Genomic DNA, 12505 nt, shown 5'->3' on the forward strand with positions numbered 1-12505 from the left:
CTCGGGGAGACGTCCCCAGAGTGCCCCGCCACAGGGGCCGCGGCCCTTTCTGAGACGGTGTGGTGTTTTGAGTTCCATCTATGCCACCGAGGTCGCTTTGTAGGGCTTGAGCAGGCGATCGGCGTCCTCGCGCAGCTCTTCGGCTTTCGTCTTGACACTCGTCAGGTTGCCCGAGTCGGGGACCTGGACGTTGCTGTCCTGGGGGATCACCAACTCCGCACCGGCCCGCATCGCGACCGCCCGCGAGATCGGGAACCCGTCGGTCTCGAAGCTGTCGACTGGCTCGCCGTAGGTGTAGGAGGCCACGACCGCACCCTCGTAATCGAGCGCCGGGGCGATCGAGCGCGCGTCGATCCAGACCGCCGACCGGCCGGTGTGTGGATCGACGTCGAGGTAGTAGTCGTCACCGCGGCCCTCGGTCTTGTCGGGGTCGGCCACCCAGTCCTCGAAGTCCGATCCCTCGCGCACCAGCAGCGAGTCGATCCCCTGGGCGTGGCGGCGATCCAGCCGCACGCGAACGTAGTACCCGCGCTGGGTTTTCGGGTACCGTCGCTCCTCGTGGTGGGTGATCTGGCCGTGCGGCGCATGGGGACTGGAGGGAATGTCGCACGTCTCGCCACCGACCGTGATCGGCTCGGTCGGCGGGTCGATCGAGGGCGTCGAGGTGGTACCGTCGTCGGAGTAGTCCGGGTCGTACCAGTGGCGTTTGGTCTTCTTGCGCAGCCAGTCGTTCTCGCCGGCGATCGCCGAGATCGCGTTGGCTGTCGAGGGTTGGGATCCCTCGAAGCGCTCCTGGAGGGCGTGCTTGACGTCCTCGACAGTACAGTAACCAGTTGCCATGAGTATGCTGCTCTCGTGTATGAAAAAGCGGGGGTTAGGAGTCGTCGCTGTCGACGTTCTCGGTCTGGGCGCGCAGCAGCGCCGCGACCATCTCGTCGCTCTGGTTGAGGTTGATCGCGTCGACGTCGACGGCGTCGTTCTCCCGACACTTCTCGCGAAGGTCGTCGCGGTCGAGCGCCTGGAGCTCGTCCTGGGAGAGTGACTCACCCCCCTCGCTTCCGGTGGAGTCGTCGCCATCGTCGGGTTCGCCCTCGTCCTCGGTGGTGTCCTCACCACTCGCGTCCGGGGTTTCGGGCGCGCTCTCGCCCTCGATCTCGCCGTCGTCGGTGTAGGCGACGCCGTAGGTGGCGGCGAGTCGATCCATCGCCTGGACGGCGGTGGTTTCGTCGTCGATCGAGAGGTAGCCGTCCTCGTCGATCTCGTAGTCGTCGGTGCCGATCGTTGCCCGCGACGGAACGCCGCGGTCGAGTTCGTGTGCTGGGTGTTTGATGTCCATGAGTGGTGTCCTCCTACGCGACCCCCGGCAGGCCGTGGATGACCGCCTCGACGTCGACCGTCGACGAGGCCGCCGCGCCAGTCACGGCGAGATCCACACCGTTCGGAGTGGCGTTCTGGCCCGCGGTGTTCGCGCTCGTCGCCTGAACGACGGGCACCATCCCGTAGCCCGCCAGCGGAACGGAGAGCGTGCCGTCGCCGTTGGCGTCGGTGTCCACGGTGCCGCGGACGACCTCCTCTTTCATCCCACCGGGCTGGGTGCTCGCGACGTGGCGCTCAGTGATTGTGGTCGCCATCTTACTGAGCGTAGTTGGAGAGGTACGCGAGGTGTGCGCCCTGGGACTTGTCGATGAGCGTGCCGAACTCCGCGAGCGCGGCCCGGTTGCCGAGACCCACTCGTGCGAGCGGAACCGTCGTGAGGGGCATCAACGACCGGAACTGGACCGTGGTGCGGTCGTAGATGAACACGTCCCGGGAGTCCGGGGTGAAGTTGCTCGTGGACTGGTCCGGGTAGTCCCGGATGTTCGGGCACTCGATCAGGGGCGTGTTGCCCTTGATGTTCATCGCCCGACCCCCGAACGTCACGGCCTCGTCGAACGCGTCGATCCGTGTCGAGATGTTGGTCTCGTTTTCGATGTAGTCGTACATCGTCGGCGAGACTGCGATCTCGGCGTTCGCGTAGGTGAGGCCGGTTTCCTGGACGAGCTTCGTGAGCTCGGACTTGATGTCCTTGAGCACCGGCTGGTCGCCGGTCATCGAGATCCCAGACTTGTCGGCGTTGGTGCCGCCGTCGACAGCCATCTTGGCCATCCCGGCGTACGACTCCGAGACCTCGGGGTCGAACACACCGTTGTTGGTCGCACCGACCGACGGATCGCCGTAGAAGAACGTTTGGGCCTTCGCCAGTGCATGGGCGATCACCCGCTGGCCCATCGTCATCTGGGTGACGTCCATGTACCCCAGCGACGCCTCCGCGCGAGCGGTGAAGTCGCTGATGTTCGTCTTGTCGACGAAGATCTTCATGTCCTTCTCGTCGGTTCCGAGCGTGTGGTCGGAGTCCTTCTCATCCGAGAGATCGAGCGCCCCGCTCTCGGAGAGGAACCCGATCGGGTCGGCCCGGTCGGACACGACGTTGTACTTCGCCGCAAAGCCAGCCTGGCCCTGCTGGCTGATCCGGTCGAGGATCGTGGCCTGTCGGCGCTGGATGTCGACGATCCGCGGATCGAACGCGATCGGCGTCGCCTGCTCGACGACGTTGCGATCGATCGGGCCGTCCTTCGCAACGACGGCGTCGACCGCCGAGTTCTTGCCTTCCTCGTAGCCAGCGGTGACGCCACCGGCACCGAGGACCGCACCCTCACCGCCAGCCCACCGGTTGAGTTTCTCGCGGTACTGATCGGTCGTCCCGCGTTTGAGGGGCTGGCGAGGGTCTGGGTTCCCGCCCTGCTTCATCTTCGAGGAGAGCGGGATGAGCATCCGGTCGCCGTAGTCCTGCTTGCGGAAGCCCCACGCCATCCAGATGCGCTCGTAGATCGAGTCCTCGGACTTTTCGTTTTTGCCGTCCTCGCCACTGACTGCTTCGATCAGGTCGCGCTGGGTCGGGGTGTGTGCAGTTGCAGACATTTAGATCGGCTCCTGTCCAGCGGCGACGGTGTCGTCGCCATCCGCGTCTTTTTCCTCGTCGATCTCCGCCGCCGTGGTCGTCTTCGAGTCCTCGACGCCGTCGTCGCCCTCTTCGCCGTCGAGCATGTTGCGCAACTGCTCGACCTCGTCGTCGGAGAGATCGTCGCCGTCGGGGTCGGCGTCCTTGCCGGCCTCGGGATCGTCGTCGCCCTCGCCGGCGGTGTCCTTCTCGCCGTCGTCGTCGCTTTCGAGAGCGTCGACGCGGTCCTCCAGTTCGTTACGTTTCTGCTGTTCGTTCTCCAAGATCGCCGTCTGGCGCTCGAGGAGTTCCTTGGTGTCGTCGTCCATGTCTGGATCGTGATGTGTCTCGTTGGGTTCGTGATCGTGGTCTCGCAGTTCGAGGTCGTGGCCGCGGAGTGGCTGGTGGTCGGCCGGCCTGCCGTCTGCGCCGCGGAGCAGCGGGCCGCCGCCAGCCGTCGCGGACGCCTCGGACACGATCGCCTTCGCGAGCGTGTCTTCATCGAGGTCCGCGTCGGGGAACCGATCGACGAGCCCCTTCGCCACCGCCTCGACGGTGGGGGCGTCGCGACCGGCGACTGACTCCTGGTTCGACTGGATACCCACGGCAGAGGTTTCCATGAGGTCAGTCTCGTGGAACGTTTTCTCGTCGTCGTCGTTGCTCTCGAAGTCGAGCGGTCGGAACCCGATCGAGAGGCCGACGGGCATCCCGGCCTTGACGTACGCACGGAGCCGATCGCCGCCCTCGTTCTCGGGATTTGGTTTGACGTAGGAGTACAGCGTCTTCTCGTCGGCGTCCGCGTCCTCCTCGATCTCGGCGTCGTCCTGGCCGCCGATGATGTCCTTCCAGTCGTACCGCGGGGCGAACAGCCCGCCGTCACCGATCCCGTGGTTGCCGAACACCGGCCGCGGCGTCTCGCGGATCTGATCCCGGAGGTCGCGTAGCCCGCGCTCGGAGAAACTGTCGCCGTCGCGATCGCGGCCAGTCGAGGAGATCGGGAGTTTCAGGTACTCGGTGTCGTCGTCTTTCTCGCCGGTCGGTGTTCCCTTGACGATGCTCGCGTCGGTCGTGCTCGTGGTCTTGGTAAGCGTATCGTGCATGGTTGCAGAAGGCCCGCTCGCTCGCGTGAGTAGCGAGGTCATGGAGAGCTCGCGGAGGCTCGGATCCCAGTCCCAGGTGTACCAGCACCGACAGTTCGGATGGATCGGGATGAGGTCCTCGGCCTCACCCATCCGCATCGTGTCGCCGTCGTACGGCTTGCAGTCCTCGCAGGCGTCGGGTTCAGTATGGACCGTCGCGATCGCGTTCTTCTCGAGCGTGGCCCACTGGCCGACCGACGCCTTCGCACGGATCCCCGGCCCGCGCTCGGGGAGGGTGCTGACGTCGGCGGTAGACATGGTGGAGTTACTCGTTTTCGTCGTCCGGGTCCTCGGGATCCTCCGGCGAACTCCCCTCACTGTCGCCGGCGTCCTGGTCGTCGTCGCTCTCGTCACCGGATGGGTCCGAGCCGCCGCTCCCGTCGCCACCAGAGGAACTGTCGGCCTGGCGATGGGCGTCGATCAGCGTCTCGCCGATGTACTTCGGGTGCGGGCCGTAGTCGAAGGTCGTGCCGTTCGGGAGCTCTACCTCAGTATCGCCGGGCTCCTCGCCACGGCGCTGGGCCTGCTCGTTGAACGAGAGGGTGCCGTCCTTCCACCGCGTGTTGAGTCGCTCCTGACGTCGCTGCTCGCGAACGGGATCAGTGTGGTCGATCGAGACGCCGAACGGTTTGCCGAGGCTCTCGTAGGCGTCGAACTGCGTGAACACCTGGCGCTTGACCGCCTGGCAGATCGTTTTCGTGAGCGGTAGCGTGATCCGCTTGTAGATGATCTCGGACTGGTTCGATGAGGCATCGCGGTTGACGTCCTCGACCAGCCCGATCTCGTTTTTCGAGAGACCGAGCGCCCCCCAGACGAGCTGGAGGAACCACTTCTGCTCCTCGATGAGATCCAGGTCGATCGCAGAGCCACCCATCTCGATCCACTTCGCATCGGTGCCGACCACCGGCGCAGTTCGAGGGTCGCCGCTCGCATCCTCGATCGTCTCTTTGATCGCAGAGACGTCGTCGTCGCTCGCCTCGAGGGCGGCGATCAGCCCCGCGGGGATCTCGTCGTCCTTGTACCACCGATTGAGGTGGGTGATGTTGTTCTTGAGCGCTTCGAGGTACTGCTTGACCTGGAGGGCTGGCGAGAGGGGGTAGATCCGATCCGCCCGCCGGCTGCCGGGCCACCGCATACTGACGAGGTCGGTATGGTCGAGTTCGGCGGGGTCGACGTTTCCGCGAGCGATCGTCCCGCCGGCGAAGGACTGGTACGGAGCCTGGTAGTACGGCGTGTCCTCCCAGTTGCCGTGCTCGTCGACGTTGTACTGGATCGTGATCGACGGCACCGGCTTGAGCTTCCGGACCGGGAACGCCTCGGCGTTGGACTCCGCAGCGAGGGTTTCCCAGTGGGCGTCGCCCTGCTCCAGCATGTCGGCGATCGCGGCTGTGATCAGATCATCGAAGTCATCGCCCAGCAGGTGGGGGCCGGTGAGGACGTCCCGAAAGATGTCCCGCAGCGTCTTCGCGTCGGTCCCGAGCTCGCCGGCGTCCTCGTCGGCGGTCGGGAACGTCAACTCACCGCCGGTGATCTGGTCGACCACGGTAGACTTGACGATCTCGAAGGGCGCGGTCTGGGCCAACTGCTGGGCCTCGTACGCCTCGGGCCCGCGGGGGATGCCCCACTCGTTGACGTTCAGCCAGCTATCCTCGTCGATCGGCTGGATCGTCTCTGAGGTTTCGCTGGCGACGCCGTCGGGATCCTCGATCGCCTTCGCCGCGCTCGCACCGACGGCGTCGGTCGTACCGGCGTTGTCGTCGGGCTGGCGAGCGCGGTGATCCCGGACCGCCCGGGCGAACAGCGAGTTGTCGCTCATAGTCATTGCACCCCACGATCGTCGACGGTGTCCTCACCGAGCTTCGGATCGCGCTCGACCGCGTCCTCCAGCAGCTCGTCGAAGTGCTCGCGGACGTCGTCGAGCGTATCGGAGTCGCCACCCTGGACCCCGAGGTTGAGGTCGTACTGGTCGATCCAGATCTTCGGCGGCTCGTCGGTCATCGCTGCCTCCGCATCTGTTCGAGCGCGCCCATCGCGGCGTCGACGATCTCGTTGCCCTCCGCGTCGTCGCTCTCGAACTCCTCGGGGACGTCCTCCTGCTGGCCGACGTTGATCGTGCCGGTCGGCACCTTCGCGTCGATCGCCTTCTCGGCGAGGTACATCGCGACGACCGGGTCGGGGGTGTGGCCCTGGAGTTCGCCCTCGTCCATCGTCAGCGACGTGAGCGCGTTGATGAGCTGCTCGGTGTGATCGGACCCCTCTCGATAGAAGTTATACCCGCCCTGGGCGACGCGGTGGGCGATCCGCGGGATGCCGTCCTCCCACGAGTGCTTGCGCTCGGTGGTCGTCTCGCCCTGGATCGGCAGCGAACGATCGAACTCGACGGCGTCGTCGACGATGTACTGCTGCATCCCGTTGTCCTCGATCACGATCGCCGACGGCGAGTAGAGCATATCGAGTTCCTGATGCTTGCTCTTGAATCGTCCCGGATCGATCGACTGGGCGTTGAAGACGTGGAGGATGTCCCGCACGCCGGAGGGACGAACGCCCAGCACGACGTACGACGTCGAGTCCGAGCCCTTCGTCGAGGCGGGGTCGTTGCCGATCGCCACGCGCGTATAGGGCGAGTCGGGCGTGACGATCTCGGGCGGCGCGTCGTGGATCGAACAGCGCTCGTCGATATGCGCCCGCTGGATGATCGCATCCTCGACCTGGCTGAACACCATGCAGTACTCGCGCAGGAAGTATGGCTTGCCCTGCGCACCCAGCTCGCCGGCGAGCCAGTCAGCGGGCCGCCCCTCGGGCCACAGGATCGAGAGCGTGTCGCCGGGGACGTCCAGCGCGTTCGCGAGCGTCGGCGCTTCGACCTCCTGGTACAGCGACTCGTCGGCGAGGTCGCCGGGTCGATCGCCGTACTTCTCGATCCACGGCTCGCGGATCGCGGGGTACTCGGCGAGGTTGTAGGAGGGGAGGTCGTCGAACGCCGCCCTGTCCTGGGTTTTCGTCCGCAGTAGTTCGTACAGGTCGGTCGGGCGCTTGCGGGTGCCGACCAGGACGTGGACACCGCCCCGGTTGAGCATCGGGACGATCACCTTCGAGTACCACGCCTCGATCCGCTCGTCGGGGATCCCACCGATCTCTTTCAGTGGATCGTCGCCAGCCGAGAAGTCGACGTGCCCACCCTCCGCGCTCGACTCAACCCAGGTAGTGTAGAGCTGCGCACGGTTCGGGAACGGCTTCCGCTTGAGTGCCCCGACCGACTCGCCCTTGTTGTCGAGGAGGTTGTCGCACCAGGGGTTCGCCTCGCACATCTCCTCGAACTCGCCCATCCGCTCCTCGACCTGGCCCTCGGTGTTCGCCCAGTACAGCGAGGTGTGCCCCTCGATGTACTGGGATTTGTACATGATCTTCGCGAGGACGAACGTCGTCTTGGTGTGCTTCCGCCCGGAGAGAATGATGTTCAGCGGGTTGGACTCGACGCGCTCGTGCCAGTCCATTGCGTGCTCGGGGACACGTTCCCACTGGGTCGGGCCGACGTCGAGGAAGTTCAGGCTGACGAGATTCGAGAACACCCAGAATCGGAGGTCGTCCCGGCCGTCGTCCTGGGGTCGGCAGAGCTCTCGCTTGTCCGCTGGCGGGAGCTCGTTGATGTCGTGGAACGGCGTTTCCGAGGCCTGGAGCGCTTGCTGGAGGTCGGCCGACGCCGTCGACTGGGTGGTTGCACTCATAAGTGATTCTTAGAGAGTGTCGATCGCGTCGAGCAGGTCGCTGCGATCGTCGTCGTCCATCGACGTCTCGACGCGGTGCTTCTCGCCTTCGTCGATCTTCGCGAGGCGGTGCTCGGCTTTCGATTTGTCATCCAGCAGTGAGGCGATGAGCGCCGCCCGGTTCGCGAGCGGGCCGTCGTTCATGTCGACCGACTCGCCGACCTGGATCCCGTCGCTGTTGTAGTCGGGCGTCCACGCCGGCTCGTCGACGAGGCCCGCCGCCCGGAGGTAGCGAGTGAGTTCGCGCTCGACGAGCATGTCGAACATCTCGATGTCCTCGATCGCTTCGAGGCGCTCCATCAGCTCGCGCTCTTCGTCGTCGACGCCGACCTCCGCATAGAGACCGTGCTTGTACGCGCCGTTGTCCTCGCCGGTTGGCGCGCCACCAGCGCCGCCGTGTTTCGAACAGCGGCCCTCGTTCTTGTCGGTCCCCCAGCCAGAGACGAGCTCGCAGTAACCGAGAAACCTGTCGCCATCGAACCGGCGGGCGTTACAGTACTCACCGGGTTCTTTTTTGGCGGGTTTGTCAGTCATGGGGTTGGGTCGGCAGCGAGAGGTGTCATGGGGTTGGTCAACCGAGCATCGCGAACATCGCGCTCACCAGCCACGACGCGATCGCGACCGCCGCGGGGACGAGCGCGAGTCGAGCGACCCACTCGAAGGGAGGGTTGACGTCCCAGTTGCCAGCCCACCCGCCCTGGCGATAGCCCTCGTACAGCGTGACGACGTTGCCGGTGAGCGCCCACACGACGATGATAAGCATCGAAAGGAACGCGCACAGGACGGCGAAATCCGCGAACGCACCGACCGGCTCGCGGATCGCTCGGAGGAACGGGTTCATTCGTCGTCGTCCTCGCAGCGGTCGCAGTCACAGTCGTCGGGGTGTGCTTCTACCGGTACGCCGTTCTTCATGTCCATTTCGTGTGCCATGATCAGTGAGTGGTGTCGTTCGGTTGGTGGTCGGTCATCCAGTCGACGTCGTAGCCGCGGCCGTCGAGCTCCTCGCGAAGTTCGGCCCACACCGCGGCGTCGTCCTTGTCGTTCCGCGATTTGATCCGGCGGATGACCAGCACCGCGTCGTGGTGGATCGCGTCGGTGAGCTCTCCCTCATGGCTGGCCGCGGCAACGAACTCGTTGATGTGGGCTTGTCGCGACGATCGCATGGTCTCAGTTAGGAAGAGTCGGTGTCGGCCTTCGCGAACGCCTGGGTGACGTCGTCGTGGTCGGCCTGGTACAGCGCCGCTTCGAGCGCGTCGTGAGTGACGCCAGGGCCAGACCCCTTGACGTCCGGTACGTGAGCAGCGACCTTCTGGAGGTGCTCGTACTCCGCCGACTCGATCCGTTCGAGAACCTCGCGTCGGTGCGAAGGGAGAGTAGCGTCCGCCGTGGAGCCCGTTGGCTCGGGCTCGCGCGGATCCGTCGGAGAGGTCTCGGAAACGCGGGCTTTCTCTTCGGTGGCGTCGAGGAGTTCCAGGACCTCACCTGCTCGGTCGAACAGGGCCGCCCACCGCGACATCTTCGGATCTCTGAGGTCCGGGTTCGGTGGGCCCTCGGCACGCTTGCCCTTCCGCCGACCGACCTCGGCGTATCCGAGCGCCGACAGCAGGGTGAGGATGATCGGTCCGGCGGTCGACCAGTCCATGCGTCCCGCGATGACGGCGGCGAACAGCCCGACCAGTGCGACGATCCCGCCGGCGACTGCACCGACTTCGACGTACCGTTCGAGTTTCTGAGAGTTCATGATTACGCCTTCTCGTAGTGCGATTGGTTGTGTGTGATCCGCCGATAGACGATCGTGCCGCCGACGATGCCGACGACGTAGGCCGCCCCCTCCAGAACGAGGCTGATGAGCGACCCCGCGAGGAACCCGCCCGTCGCGACGAGGACGAGGATCAGCCCGACCGTCGAGATCCGGCTCGCGTACCGGTCCGAGACGTCGTCGTACTCAGGCCGACCGGCCAGGGCAAACCCATATCCGAGAAGCAAGAACCCGGCGAGGATGCCGAGGAGCTTGACCGAGAGGCGGAGGTCGAACACGTCACTCACCACCCTCGTCGTCGCGTTCGACCGTGACGAAACTGAACGGGATCGCGGCGCTGATGTCGAGTTGGAGTGTTCCCCACAGCAGTACCGCGAAGATCGCGAGCGTCCGGTCGGTGACCGGCTGTTGGTTGACGTAGCCGTACGCGAGCATCAACACCAGCGCGACGCCTGCCAGCGCTCCGACGCCGTTCGTGATCTGCTCGCGGTTCATCCGTTCGTGGTCCGTTGGGTGTGACGTGGTTCATGGTGCATCGTTGACCGGAGGGTATCGAGTTCGCAGCCGCTCGATCAGCTCGTCCCACGGCACGACGTGTTCGAACTCGTAGCACCGACGTCGGCGGTGGGCGTGGTCACTCGTCATCCTCGTCGAGCACCAGCAACGCCTCGATGTCGCGGCGACCGTCCGCGCGGCGGAACGCCTCGTTGTATGCCTCGAGCATCCGCTCGCGAATCTCGTCGTCGACGTACCGGTTGTCGTCAGTACAGTTGATCGCGCACTTCGAGTGAACCGCGTCCTCGACGATTACTGGCTCGTCGGTGATCGGCCCGAAGCAGTGGGGGCACGACAGTTCGACGCACTGCCAGAGCCAGTCGAGGGCGTCCTGGGTGTAGTCGTCGTGGCGGTGGAGGCGCTCGGCGAGGGCGTACCAGAGATAGTCGTCGTGGACGTCGTCCTCGGGTTCTTTCAGACGCTGGATCGCAAGCGCGGCTTGTCGGGCGATAGTCGGGTCCGCCTCGGGAGCGTGGCGTTTGCGCATCCGCCGGAAGTACCCCACAAGCGCCGATGCCGAGGAGTGGTTCGCCCCTCGCGAGTACGGTTCGATGAGGATCTCGTTGATCTCGTCGGGCTCGGGGGCGCGGACCGGTGACGCGCCGGGGCGGTACTCTTGTGGACGCTCGCGTTCGTCGGCCAGCAGTGCGCCTGACGACGGACAGAACGCATGTTTGCCTCGCATTTGTGATGTGTCTGGAGAAAGCGGACGCTGAACCACCGCGTGGTCATCCCCCCGAGAGGGTCGCCGCGGGTACGATCCGGCCAGTTAGTACAACGGAAGGATAGCGGGCGGATAAACCGTCAGGAAGTCGCCATTGTATGCCAGAGGGTAGCCGCACAGCTCGGCGAGCGCTCTCGTAGAGCCTTATGTAACAGTTCGATTTGGTGGCGAGGCGAAGAGTTACATAAGATTCGGAGAGCGTCGACCAAACGTGTTCAACCCGAAAACAGACATATGTAATAATATAAAACTACAAAACCGCAATACGTGAGTGGCGCATGCCATGATATGACGTAATTCAGGATAATGGCAACTTATAGATGGAGGGGGCTCATAGCATCGTTCTCAGACTACCATGGTTGGAGAGCCAGCTCCTGAGACGGAGATCGGCGAGACGGAGGAACAGTCCAAAAACCCCGGGATCAAGGAGGCAATGGACCTGTATGAAAAGGACGATCCCGTCAACGAGTCGGGCACTGGCAATTCAACCCAAGAATTGATTATTGGCAACTACCCGGTCGCTGACCAACTAGAATAGCGCGTATGCCAACAGCCAGTGAGATTTTTTCGCAGATACACCAGCAAAAAGAGTCGGGAAATGAACGTGCATTTGATACAGTCAGACGGTACTATCTGAACGAATTGCATCAAGAAACTGGCCGCAATCTCATTTTGTACTCAACTGCATGGGCGCAGGAGCAGAGCGGTTCAACGTCACTCTCCATTGACGACTCTGATGTGCGCTCGTTTATGGAGGTTATTCACGGACTCAGTCAGGACGAGTTAGACATTATCCTCCACAGCCCAGGAGGATCGCCAGTAGCAACAGAACAAGTTGTTGACTACCTTCGGGCGAAGTTCAATGACATCCGAATATTTGTACCGCAAGCCGCGATGTCTGCAGCCACTCTAATGTGCTGCGCTGCTGATAGTGTAGTGATGGGCGACCATTCCAGCCTGGGGCCGATCGACCCACAGATCCCCATGCAAACGCCTGTTGGAACCCGTAATATCGGAGCGCATGCAGTCTTGGAGCAATTTGAGACGCTCTTGTGTAGATTAGCGGAATACGTTGACGGCGACGCAATCGACAAGGCTGTGGATGGGTGCTTGAACAAGATTCAGGGAGCGAAGAAGCCCGAAGGTGCGAGCGGCCTGCTCCAAGCCCTGCTTGGACAGGCCGCGGAATTTCGCCAGCCACGGTTGCACTAACGACCAGAGGCATTCGACCTGATTCGTGTGGATACCTTCCTCTGAGACGTACTCATCATCATGGACAACGGTTCGATGCTCGTGTTCCATTTGCTGATATGCGGGAAGCTCGTCGGTCCAGATCTCTCCCAGCGGCTGGGAGAGATCGCCTGCTTCCTCAATCACTGGCCCGAGGTTCTCGTCGTATTTCGACCCCTCTTCGGCTGAGATCACCTGGAGCACGTCGCGGCAGGCCGCGACGAGCGTCATCTCATCGCCCTGCTCCCCTGTCCATCGCGCCCGTCCGGGTCCAGGGGACCCGCCGCGGGACAGTCCGTCCCGCGGTGGGTTCTGGCCTTTGAACCCCGAGCACACCCGCTGAGTTTCGTCCACCTG

16 protein-coding genes and 1 pseudogene are annotated in these 12505 nt (G+C 64.1%); 1 reads left to right on the forward strand and 16 read right to left on the reverse strand.

What is annotated here, in order from left to right:
- Nucleotides 1-78: 78 nt before the first annotated feature.
- The 15 genes from PHA81_RS03215 to PHA81_RS03285 form a co-directional block, all read right to left on the reverse strand.
- A complete protein-coding gene (locus tag PHA81_RS03215; protein ID WP_273835133.1) occupies nucleotides 79-840 on the reverse strand; it encodes a hypothetical protein in 762 nt (253 codons plus the stop codon).
- 34 nt (nucleotides 841-874) lie between these two features.
- On the reverse strand, nucleotides 875-1336 hold the full coding sequence (locus PHA81_RS03220; protein ID WP_273835134.1) for a hypothetical protein: 462 nt from the start codon (nucleotides 1334-1336) through the stop codon (nucleotides 875-877).
- Between the two features lie 13 nt (nucleotides 1337-1349).
- A complete protein-coding gene (locus PHA81_RS03225) occupies nucleotides 1350-1631 on the reverse strand; it encodes a hypothetical protein (protein ID WP_273835136.1) in 282 nt (93 codons plus the stop codon).
- 1 nt (nucleotide 1632) lies between these two features.
- Nucleotides 1633-2958 (reverse strand): hypothetical protein, encoded by a 1326-nt coding sequence (locus tag PHA81_RS03230; RefSeq protein WP_273835138.1) that lies wholly within the window; start codon nucleotides 2956-2958, stop codon nucleotides 1633-1635.
- Nucleotides 2959-4374, reverse strand: a complete 1416-nt coding sequence (locus PHA81_RS03235; protein WP_273835140.1) for a hypothetical protein — start codon at nucleotides 4372-4374, stop codon at nucleotides 2959-2961.
- Between the two features lie 7 nt (nucleotides 4375-4381).
- Nucleotides 4382-5932: a phage portal protein gene (locus PHA81_RS03240; protein WP_273835142.1), complete on the reverse strand. Its 1551-nt coding sequence runs from the start codon at nucleotides 5930-5932 to the stop codon at nucleotides 4382-4384.
- Between the two features lie 2 nt (nucleotides 5933-5934).
- Nucleotides 5935-6114, reverse strand: coding sequence for a hypothetical protein (locus PHA81_RS03245; protein WP_273835143.1), 180 nt, complete (start codon nucleotides 6112-6114; stop codon nucleotides 5935-5937).
- The gene (locus tag PHA81_RS03250; protein ID WP_273835145.1) at nucleotides 6111-7841 is read right to left on the reverse strand and encodes a hypothetical protein; all 1731 of its coding nucleotides are present in this window, start codon (nucleotides 7839-7841) and stop codon (nucleotides 6111-6113) included. Before PHA81_RS03250 ends, PHA81_RS03245 begins: the two co-directional genes overlap by 4 nt.
- 9 nt (nucleotides 7842-7850) lie before the next feature.
- The gene (locus PHA81_RS03255; protein ID WP_273835147.1) at nucleotides 7851-8414 is read right to left on the reverse strand and encodes a hypothetical protein; all 564 of its coding nucleotides are present in this window, start codon (nucleotides 8412-8414) and stop codon (nucleotides 7851-7853) included.
- A gap of 37 nt (nucleotides 8415-8451) precedes the next feature.
- Nucleotides 8452-8721 (reverse strand): hypothetical protein, encoded by a 270-nt coding sequence (locus PHA81_RS03260; protein ID WP_273835148.1) that lies wholly within the window; start codon nucleotides 8719-8721, stop codon nucleotides 8452-8454.
- Nucleotides 8722-8812: 91 nt separating this feature from the next.
- Nucleotides 8813-9043, reverse strand: a complete 231-nt coding sequence (locus PHA81_RS03265) for a hypothetical protein (protein ID WP_273835150.1) — start codon at nucleotides 9041-9043, stop codon at nucleotides 8813-8815.
- An 8-nt stretch (nucleotides 9044-9051) separates the two neighbouring features.
- Complete coding sequence (locus PHA81_RS03270) at nucleotides 9052-9621, reverse strand: hypothetical protein (RefSeq protein WP_273835151.1); 570 nt, start codon at nucleotides 9619-9621, stop codon at nucleotides 9052-9054.
- A gap of 2 nt (nucleotides 9622-9623) precedes the next feature.
- The gene (locus PHA81_RS03275) at nucleotides 9624-9926 is read right to left on the reverse strand and encodes a hypothetical protein (protein WP_273835153.1); all 303 of its coding nucleotides are present in this window, start codon (nucleotides 9924-9926) and stop codon (nucleotides 9624-9626) included.
- On the reverse strand, nucleotides 9919-10134 hold the full coding sequence (locus PHA81_RS03280) for a hypothetical protein (RefSeq protein ID WP_273835155.1): 216 nt from the start codon (nucleotides 10132-10134) through the stop codon (nucleotides 9919-9921). Before PHA81_RS03280 ends, PHA81_RS03275 begins: the two co-directional genes overlap by 8 nt.
- Before the next feature lie 139 nt (nucleotides 10135-10273).
- Nucleotides 10274-10879: a hypothetical protein gene (locus PHA81_RS03285; RefSeq protein ID WP_273835157.1), complete on the reverse strand. Its 606-nt coding sequence runs from the start codon at nucleotides 10877-10879 to the stop codon at nucleotides 10274-10276.
- Nucleotides 10880-11273: 394 nt separating this feature from the next.
- Between PHA81_RS03285 and PHA81_RS03290 the strand changes: the two genes are divergently transcribed.
- Entirely contained in the window at nucleotides 11274-11456 is a 183-nt protein-coding gene (locus PHA81_RS03290) for a hypothetical protein (protein WP_273835159.1), read from the forward strand.
- A 521-nt stretch (nucleotides 11457-11977) separates the two neighbouring features.
- Here the strand turns inward: PHA81_RS03290 and PHA81_RS03295 are convergent.
- Nucleotides 11978-12505: pseudogene (locus PHA81_RS03295) on the reverse strand (IS1595-like element ISHsa2 family transposase); the annotation flags it as partial.

It is taken from the genome of Halococcus sp. PRR34, from assembly GCF_028617175.1.
In the GTDB taxonomy this organism is placed as follows: domain Archaea; phylum Halobacteriota; class Halobacteria; order Halobacteriales; family Halococcaceae; genus Halococcus; species Halococcus salifodinae.

What these genes read in the sequence shown, in the direction of transcription:
- PHA81_RS03215 (WP_273835133.1), bottom strand. Translation starts at nt 840, where the DNA reads ATGGCAACTGGTTACTGTACTGTCGAGGACGTCAAGCACGCCCTCCAG.
- PHA81_RS03260 (WP_273835148.1), bottom strand. Translation starts at nt 8,721, where the DNA reads ATGAACCCGTTCCTCCGAGCGATCCGCGAGCCGGTCGGTGCGTTCGCG.
- PHA81_RS03225 (WP_273835136.1), bottom strand. Translation starts at nt 1,631, where the DNA reads ATGGCGACCACAATCACTGAGCGCCACGTCGCGAGCACCCAGCCCGGT.
- PHA81_RS03220 (WP_273835134.1), bottom strand. Translation starts at nt 1,336, where the DNA reads ATGGACATCAAACACCCAGCACACGAACTCGACCGCGGCGTTCCGTCG.
- PHA81_RS03230 (WP_273835138.1), bottom strand. Translation starts at nt 2,958, where the DNA reads ATGTCTGCAACTGCACACACCCCGACCCAGCGCGACCTGATCGAAGCA.
- PHA81_RS03250 (WP_273835145.1), bottom strand. Translation starts at nt 7,841, where the DNA reads ATGAGTGCAACCACCCAGTCGACGGCGTCGGCCGACCTCCAGCAAGCG.
- PHA81_RS03265 (WP_273835150.1), bottom strand. Translation starts at nt 9,043, where the DNA reads ATGCGATCGTCGCGACAAGCCCACATCAACGAGTTCGTTGCCGCGGCC.
- PHA81_RS03280 (WP_273835155.1), bottom strand. Translation starts at nt 10,134, where the DNA reads ATGAACCGCGAGCAGATCACGAACGGCGTCGGAGCGCTGGCAGGCGTC.
- PHA81_RS03245 (WP_273835143.1), bottom strand. Translation starts at nt 6,114, where the DNA reads ATGACCGACGAGCCGCCGAAGATCTGGATCGACCAGTACGACCTCAAC.
- PHA81_RS03235 (WP_273835140.1), bottom strand. Translation starts at nt 4,374, where the DNA reads ATGTCTACCGCCGACGTCAGCACCCTCCCCGAGCGCGGGCCGGGGATC.
- PHA81_RS03285 (WP_273835157.1), bottom strand. Translation starts at nt 10,879, where the DNA reads ATGCGAGGCAAACATGCGTTCTGTCCGTCGTCAGGCGCACTGCTGGCC.
- PHA81_RS03290 (WP_273835159.1), top strand. Translation starts at nt 11,274, where the DNA reads ATGGTTGGAGAGCCAGCTCCTGAGACGGAGATCGGCGAGACGGAGGAA.
- PHA81_RS03270 (WP_273835151.1), bottom strand. Translation starts at nt 9,621, where the DNA reads ATGAACTCTCAGAAACTCGAACGGTACGTCGAAGTCGGTGCAGTCGCC.
- PHA81_RS03255 (WP_273835147.1), bottom strand. Translation starts at nt 8,414, where the DNA reads ATGACTGACAAACCCGCCAAAAAAGAACCCGGTGAGTACTGTAACGCC.
- PHA81_RS03240 (WP_273835142.1), bottom strand. Translation starts at nt 5,932, where the DNA reads ATGAGCGACAACTCGCTGTTCGCCCGGGCGGTCCGGGATCACCGCGCT.